Below are 5,611 nucleotides of genomic sequence, written 5' to 3'. Positions count from 1 at the left end.
AACGAGAACGACAGATGCGGCGCTTCAAGTCATCGGGCCATGCTCAGCGCTTTTTATCGGCTCATGGCCCGATCAACCATGCTTTCCGGTGTCAGCGAAACCGTATGACCGCGGAGCAGTACCGACACATGCGTACACAGGCATTTTCTGTATGGCATGAGGTCACCAACGTAGCAAAAAAACCTAATCCATGACACCGTGTTACCCGGGCAAATGCAAGTTCGCCTAAAATTGTACAACTCGCCGTCTCCGTTCAGCAAGTTGACAATACCCATTCAATCAACATACGCTTACCCGTTTCTCTAAAATATGGATAGCGCTCAATCATTGTCGAAACTAATGGCAAGGTCTGACCAATCGCTCGACTAATGCTATTCTCTGCTTCGTCAAGATCACGCGATAGCAAAGACAAACGCGTTGTTGCAAGTTGTCGAAGCTGCTTCCCCATCCACTAGGCTTTTTTTCCTTGTAATGTGAGGGCGGGCTTATCTTCTAGATGTGGATATGCAGACGTAGTTACTACATCGTAGACAGGTGAGAGAAATGCATCTTCATAGTTTGTGTATACCAGAGCAAAATTCTTCAGATGCGCATCACCATTATGCAAAGCATAATTGAGTAACATTAATTTATATAGCTGCTTAGCGCTCTCTAGTCGCTTGGTTGAGACTACAGCATAAGACTACAGGCTGGGATTGGTACACTTTTAACGCGCCATTTATGGCAGTTTCCAGTGCGCTTTCCGGTACATTATTCACGCGGCATTCATACTCCATAATGTCTACCTTTGTACAAGGAGACAAATCCTAAGCCGAATGCTAGATATTTGCCTCTAAGGTACGCGTTTTGTGTCTGCGTGGTTTTCGTTTGAATTGCCTTCGTGTTCAAAAAAATGTGGTGATTGCAGCAGCGATTCCAATTGCAGAGGACGCAACAGAGCCCCAGAGCAACCAACGCCGCTTGGTCAGCACTGTAATTGCTGCAAGTGCGATTGCGATCTGGATGAAGGTCAAAGCTAGAGCCAAACGTTCATGTGGCTTAAGCTTTGCTTCAGATTCTTCTCCTAATCTGCGGGATTCTGCTTGTAGTTTCTTCGCCTCGGCTTGTACTTCAACCCTCTCTTTTTCTTCTTTTAGCTTGTCTACCAAAAAACGTTCTTTGATTTCCGAAGTAGTAGATAACGCGGCAACAGCATCATCAAGATGGCTCTTGATGGATTTCGCTTGATAAAATGCCCATTGGTCGGATGCTTCCGCCTGTTTAAGGATGCTTTGATTTTTTAGGAACATCGCTTCATTTTGCGCAGCACCGCTTTCGTAGCTGATGAGTGCACCAACGGTGGCAAGAACAGCCGTCATCAAAGCAATTTTTTGTGCTAAACCATTGCTTTCTTTTTCAGCAGCATCATCAAGCGCGTGTTCGTGCGGGCTAGGAACTTCATATTCTTCTTCCATATATTCCCTCTAAAGTGGTAAGTGATAATGCGATGCAAATGCTGCCCCTGAACTGAAAGCTAAATACTTAGTCAGTATCATTCTAGCGAAGGTAGCAGACGACTTTAAAGATGAAGCTAGATTTATTATTAAGAATATTACTCGAACTCAAACGGTTCTGTCGTATTAACTGACACAAATCAAACTTATCAAAGGGATCGCAATCATCCTCAAACTAATTGAGCGAATTTCTTTGGCCAACACTTACAACTGATCAAAAAAATTTCGCCTATGAGTTAATTACCGCGTTCGTTAATTCGATCCTAGACAGATTTTTCATTCTCAAACTAAGTGTTAGGCGACAAGATTATCTTAAAAACTAAGCAGATGGGACTACGAGGAAGGGCATAAGAATCAACAGATTCTTTATTAATATATGCCTGGCAGGTAAAACGCGAATCATTGCGAATATGATTCGAAGCACCTCTACTCGCATAGAAAAGCAATGTCCCTTAAGATGCTGGTTTATCGTAAATCATGTACTACTAAATTATTGCGTCAATATGAACCCAACTGAAGTTGAACACCAGAACGAGAATTCCTTGCATTCGGCAACTGAGAGAGCAACTGCGGCATCGCGAAGTACCTGGGTGAGCGTAGGTGTCAATATTTGCTTGAGTGTTGCTCAAATTAGCATAGGTATATTCGCTAAATCACAAGGCTTGATTGCTGACGGCATTCATTCGTTATCCGACCTGGTGTCGGATTTTGTTGTGCTATTTGCCAGTCATCACAGCAAGAAAGACGCCGATGACGACCATCCTTATGGTCATCAGCGATTTGAAAATGCGGCCTCGTTGATTCTAGGGTTGTTACTACTCGCAGTTGGTGCAGGCATGATTTGGACTGCTGTATTGAAGCTTGAAGCTCCGGATACCATCGCACAAGTACAGAGTATTGCCTTATGGATGGCGGCTATAGCGCTATGCACCAAAGAGCTACTTTTTCGCTACATGCTTGCCATCGCCAAGCGCATCAAATCAAGCATGCTGATTGCAAATGCATGGCACGCCCGTTCAGATGCGGCATCATCATTTGTGGTCGGCGTAGGTATCATCGGTAATTTAGCAGGCTATCCAATACTTGACCCTATTGCCGCACTGATTGTAGGATTCATGATTCTCAAAATGGGTTGGGGATTTGCTTGGGATGCCCTACATGATTTAATGGATCGAGCAGTCGACCAGATCGAACTCAACGCAATCCGAATCACATTGTTAGAAACACCTGGTGTGAGCAACGTTCATGATTTGCGTACGCGGAAGATGGGTGACATGATCGTCGCCGATGTGCACCTAGAAGTCGAAGCATCACTGACAGTGGAGGCCGGACATGACATTGCAGTCGATGCCAGGCGTCGTGTGCTGGAGCGCCACAGAGTGCTCAACCTAATGACGCACATTGATCCATGGAAAAAACCAGATCTAGATCACGAAAATAAAGTACAAATCTCCCCATCAGACTAGGACGAATAACACGGCATCAAAGTAGAAAGGTGAAATTTTGTAGCTTCGAAAACTGCAGAAAAGCTTAACAAAAATGACCAGAATTGGCCTCTCACCTTTCGTCCTTTAAATGCCTTGCTCATGTTGCTTAACGTAGTTTCTAAGTATATGTTTCTGCGGCTCGCTACCTAAGGTACTTAAATAGATCAGTTTTGTATCCTAATAACTAACCTAGGAAATCGCATGGCGAAGCATATTAACTTTGGCACAGAGTCTGAACACAATTGGAAATATCACAAGCCCGCAATTTGGCTCCACTGGGTATCCGCACTCTTGATCATCGGCTTACTGTGCGTGGGCTGGTACATGATGTCGATTGAGGATGAGCCTGGGAGTGGTTGGTATTTTGATCAACATAAATCGTTCGGCATACTCGTCCTCATACTAATTCTGATTCGCATAGTCTGGCGGATCAGACACAAACCAGAGCCATTGTCAGATAACGTCCCTGGCTGGCAAAAGAATTTAGCAAGCATTATCCAATGGCTGCTTTATGGCAGCATGTTTGCCATGCCTATTATCGGATTTATAGGGACATCTTATACCAAGCGAGGTGTATCACTATTCGGAATGAAACTCCCAGCCTGGACGACTCCCAATCATGACATCGCTGAACAATTTTTTGCTGCGCACTCAATCTTAGCTTTTATCCTGACGACCCTGATCGTCCTGCATGTGCTAGCCGGCCTAAAGCACCTATTCATAGATAGAGACCGCGTCTTTTACCGAATGTGGTTCTAAAACCGATTCTGTCGCATTGTTGATCGGAAGACGACAATAGCAGGAACTATGTCACCGATAAGTAAAATCGATTTGTGTGCGGCGTAGATTTAATTCCATCAATCTCTAACTGTCTATTTACACCAGTACTAATCCAGCGAGCACGATACTGATGGACCGGAACTGCTTACATTTGAGCACCGGCACGAGCATCCGCTTGATCGTATATGCGCTCTGCTAGACAATGGTTTTAAGATTTTAGCCTTGTAACGAAAGATCTGTGGTCACTTTGTTGAGGTTCCTCTCCGCCATCATGCCCCTCCACATTGATGGAGAAATGCATCGCTATAATATTGAGCAGGTCAGTTCATCCTTTATCAGTGTTTTGCAATCTAGAAGTTCATTACGCTAACGGCTCACTAGGGCTATGAGACTCTGTTATCCATCCGTTTTATGGGCTAGGTTTTGACATACCAGCCCAGCAACTGTAAACCAACTGACCGGGTCAGGTCTCTCTAACGGCAATTTAACGGACTATAGTAAAATATAAGCATCGTTTAGAATTACTCAAAACTATTCTCTCAATAATCACCATTCAAGTGTAATTTCAATAGGATAAAACCATGGCAAATATCAGCTTTCTTGGGACAGGATTGCTCGGCGGTGCATTCGCTGAAGCTGCGGCAAAACGTGGTGACTCAGTCACCGCATGGAATCGTTCTGCGGACAAAGTTAACGCTTTGATGCAATTTGGTGTCAAAGCCGCCGCAACTCCTGCTGACGCAGTCCGAGGTGCATCGCGAGTGCATCTAGTGCTAAAAGATGACGCAGTTGTCGAAGAAGTTATTGCCATGGCACGTACTGCACTCGAGCCTGGTACGATCATCATTGATCATACTACGACCTTGCCGGTACTCACCGCAAAGCGCGCTGAACAACTTCATACCGCAGGATTGAAGTATTTGCACTGCCCTGTCTTTATGGGACCACCGGCTGCTAGAAACGCTCAAGGTTCAATGATGGTTGCTGGCCCAAGTGCTCTATTCGAATCGGTCAAGGCAGATCTCGCCAAGATGACCGGGCGTCTGGTTTATATAGGAGAACGATCCGACCTTGCCGCCGCGAACAAATTACTAGGTAATGCAATGATCATTGGCCTCTCTGCAGTAATGGCAGATGTGCTGACTCTGGCGCAGGCAAGCGATATACATGGTGAAGATGCGATCAAGTTGCTTGGTATGCTGGACTTAAATGCGACGGTCGGCGGTCGCGGGCTCAACATGGCAAAAGGCAACTTCGCTCCGAGTTTTGAGCTAGTGATGGCACGCAAGGATGTGCGTCTGATGTTGGAAACATCTGGCAGTCGCTCGATGGCAACACTGCCAGCAATTGCGGCCAGAATGGATCAGCTCATCGCCGCTGGACATGGTGCTGAAGATGCCAGCGTGCTTGGAATCGATGCAGTGGTGCGGCCTTGAGTATAGCTGGCTGCGGTTCTCGTTTAGACAATCCGAGCTAAAAGCTTGAACTCACAGACCGCAGTCCAACGTCACATCGATTGGGGTCGAAAAAATTACAACGACTTATATCGTTCATATAATCACAATTAGCATTGTCACCACCTGAGGTAACATCGGCATACGCTGACGCAAAATAATCATAAATCGTTTTTTCGAACTTTACCTCGCATATGCTTTTAATCAGAATTTCTGTAATTAACTCAGACATTGCTCTTACAGTTCGCTATAACGATCACACCGTACAACTCGAACTGGCGTTGGTGCACTTAAAAGTTGAAGTAAAAAGTACCCCAACTCCGATCATTTATGCAGGAACTTTCTGACTACGGACGGAGTTTGGGCGTCCAGCAGCGAGCATGCGATTTAACACAGC

The 5,611-nt window shown here is 45.3% G+C and carries 5 protein-coding genes and 2 pseudogenes; 4 read left to right on the top strand and 3 right to left on the bottom strand.

Going from position 1 to position 5,611, the window contains the following annotated elements; translation table 11 throughout:
- Positions 1–194: pseudogene (locus tag QN395_RS20845) on the top strand (IS6 family transposase); the annotation flags it as partial.
- Between the two features lie 59 nt (positions 195–253).
- Here QN395_RS20845 and QN395_RS20840 read toward each other — a convergent pair.
- From QN395_RS20840 to QN395_RS20835, 3 genes and pseudogenes are all read right to left on the bottom strand, one after another.
- Entirely contained in the window at positions 254–448 is a 195-nt protein-coding gene (locus QN395_RS20840; RefSeq protein WP_322121761.1) for a hypothetical protein, read from the bottom strand.
- Positions 449–451: 3 nt separating this feature from the next.
- Positions 452–649, bottom strand: a pseudogene (locus QN395_RS21725) (HipA domain-containing protein); the annotation flags it as partial.
- A 235-nt stretch (positions 650–884) separates the two neighbouring features.
- A complete protein-coding gene (locus QN395_RS20835; protein WP_322121762.1) occupies positions 885–1,454 on the bottom strand; it encodes a DUF4337 family protein in 570 nt (189 codons plus the stop codon).
- A 542-nt stretch (positions 1,455–1,996) separates the two neighbouring features.
- Between QN395_RS20835 and QN395_RS20830 the strand changes: the two genes are divergently transcribed.
- The 3 genes from QN395_RS20830 to QN395_RS20820 all read left to right on the top strand — a co-directional run bounded on the left by QN395_RS20830 (position 1,997) and on the right by QN395_RS20820 (position 5,196).
- Positions 1,997–2,959: a cation diffusion facilitator family transporter gene (locus QN395_RS20830; RefSeq protein WP_322121763.1), complete on the top strand. Its 963-nt coding sequence runs from the start codon at positions 1,997–1,999 to the stop codon at positions 2,957–2,959.
- 222 nt (positions 2,960–3,181) lie between these two features.
- Complete coding sequence (locus tag QN395_RS20825) at positions 3,182–3,739, top strand: cytochrome b (RefSeq protein ID WP_322121764.1); 558 nt, start codon at positions 3,182–3,184, stop codon at positions 3,737–3,739.
- 602 nt (positions 3,740–4,341) lie between these two features.
- Positions 4,342–5,196 (top strand): NAD(P)-dependent oxidoreductase, encoded by an 855-nt coding sequence (locus QN395_RS20820; RefSeq protein WP_323492935.1) that lies wholly within the window; start codon positions 4,342–4,344, stop codon positions 5,194–5,196.
- The last annotated feature ends 415 nt before the right edge of the window (positions 5,197–5,611 follow it).

It is taken from the genome of Undibacterium sp. RTI2.2, assembly GCF_035018705.1.
Classification (GTDB): domain Bacteria; phylum Pseudomonadota; class Gammaproteobacteria; order Burkholderiales; family Burkholderiaceae_D; genus Undibacterium.
The sequence above is the reverse complement of the archived record's forward strand: the minus strand, read 5'-3'. Positions and strand labels throughout refer to the sequence as shown.

Coding starts and splice junctions, on each gene's coding strand:
- QN395_RS20830 (WP_322121763.1), top strand. CDS start 1,997: ATGAACCCAACTGAAGTTGAACACCAGAACGAGAATTCCTTGCATTCG.
- QN395_RS20835 (WP_322121762.1), bottom strand. CDS start 1,454: ATGGAAGAAGAATATGAAGTTCCTAGCCCGCACGAACACGCGCTTGAT.
- QN395_RS20820 (WP_323492935.1), top strand. CDS start 4,342: ATGGCAAATATCAGCTTTCTTGGGACAGGATTGCTCGGCGGTGCATTC.
- QN395_RS20825 (WP_322121764.1), top strand. CDS start 3,182: ATGGCGAAGCATATTAACTTTGGCACAGAGTCTGAACACAATTGGAAA.
- QN395_RS20840 (WP_322121761.1), bottom strand. CDS start 448: ATGGGGAAGCAGCTTCGACAACTTGCAACAACGCGTTTGTCTTTGCTA.